This is a genomic window from Bacillus sp. MBGLi79 (genome assembly GCF_002953915.1).
Genome location: NZ_CP026521.1, coordinates 1,408,645 through 1,410,081, shown reverse-complemented (window position 1 = coordinate 1,410,081; position 1,437 = coordinate 1,408,645). Strand labels below are relative to the sequence as shown.

The following is a 1,437-nucleotide window of genomic DNA, read 5'->3' as shown; positions in this document are numbered from 1 at the left end:
TAAAAAAGGCGGAAAAGAAATAAAAACGCCTCCAAAGCCAAGCTAACATATTTTCCGGCCTGCTTCATATATTAGTTGTACAAGCAGCAGCTGTAGATGCGGGTGCCTTTTAGGCAAGTCCCGATGCAAAGGCAAAGCGAGGTGCCAGTTGATGGAACACGATGTACTGATGTCGTTCCTTGTGATCATCGGAATCGATCTCATACTTGGCGGCGACAACGCTGTTGTGATTGCAATGGCAAGCCGTCATTTGCCTCCACGGCAAAGACAAAAAGCGATCATCATCGGCACATTGATCGCCATCATGATGAGAATCGCGCTAACAATGGCAGCAGTGTACCTGCTCGCGGTTCCTTATCTGCAATTTATCGGAGGAATCTTCCTGTTGTACTTAGGATATCAGCTTTTGATTGAGAAAAAAGATGCCCAGCATGTCAAAGGCGGGACATCTTTATTTAAGGCGATCCGTATCATCGTGATTGCCGATTTGTTCATGTCGCTCGATAATGTGATTGCGGTCGCTGGAGCTTCGCACGGACGCCTGATGCTAGTCGTTGTCGGCTTGATGGTCTCCGTCCCGGTCATCATTTGGGGCAGCAGGCTGATTCAAGCGGCCCTTGCAAAGTTTCCGCTCTTCATATACGCGGGAAGCGGACTGCTCGCTTATACCGGCGGCGAAATGATCGTCAGGGAGCAGGAGTTGTCTTCCTTTATGGCGCAGCACAGCACCCTCGAAATGCTGCTGCCCGTCCTGACGGTGATTTTTGTGATTCTAGCCAGTATTTATTATGAACAGACGAGTGAAAAGCATTAAAAAAAGAAGGCTGAAAAATTCAGCCTTCTTTTAGTTTGCGAGACGCTGCGCTTCACGAAGCTGGAATGTGCGCACTTTGCGCGGCAGGAAGCGGCGGATTTCGTCTTCGTTGTATCCAACCTGCAGGCGCTTTTCGTCAATGATGATCGGACGGCGCAAAAGGCCCGGATGTTCATTGATGAGCTGGTACAGCTCTTGAAGCGGCATTGTTTCAAGGTTGACGTTCAATTTTTGGAACACTTTGGAACGGGTTGAAATAATTTCGTCTGTTCCGTCCTCCGTCATTCGTAAAATCTCTTTTATTTCATCAATTGATAAAGGCTCTGAAAAAATATTTCTTTCCGTATACGGAATATCATGTTCTTCTAACCATGCGCGCGCCTTTCTGCAAGACGTGCAGCTTGGGGATGTATATAATGTAACCATATTGCTTCACTCCTTAAAAAGTAGAATGAAATTAGCGTATTCTTAAATTGAAATAAATCTAAAAAAGTAATCTTTATTGAGTATTATACTATAAAAAAGTAAGTGTGAACAGTCTGTAACAGAAATTTTTTGACAATCCAGCGACTTTTGCTTTTTTATGCCATCTGTTATTCTCATTTAGCTCAATTCATCGAAAA

General features: G+C 44.6%; 2 protein-coding genes. One reads left to right on the top strand and one right to left on the bottom strand.

The genetic code is table 11. The features are described 5' to 3' along the window. Positions 1–151: 151 nt before the first annotated feature. Positions 152–814 carry a TerC family protein gene (locus C1T29_RS07075; RefSeq protein ID WP_020450936.1) on the top strand — a complete coding sequence of 221 codons (663 nt, stop codon included), beginning with the start codon at positions 152–154 and terminating at the stop codon, positions 812–814. A 30-nt stretch (positions 815–844) separates the two neighbouring features. On the opposite strand, the gene spxA is transcribed toward C1T29_RS07075, so the two are convergent. Next, on the bottom strand, positions 845–1,240 hold the full coding sequence (gene spxA / locus C1T29_RS07070) for a transcriptional regulator SpxA (RefSeq protein WP_003180621.1): 396 nt from the start codon (positions 1,238–1,240) through the stop codon (positions 845–847). Between the last annotated feature and the right edge of the window lie 197 nt (positions 1,241–1,437).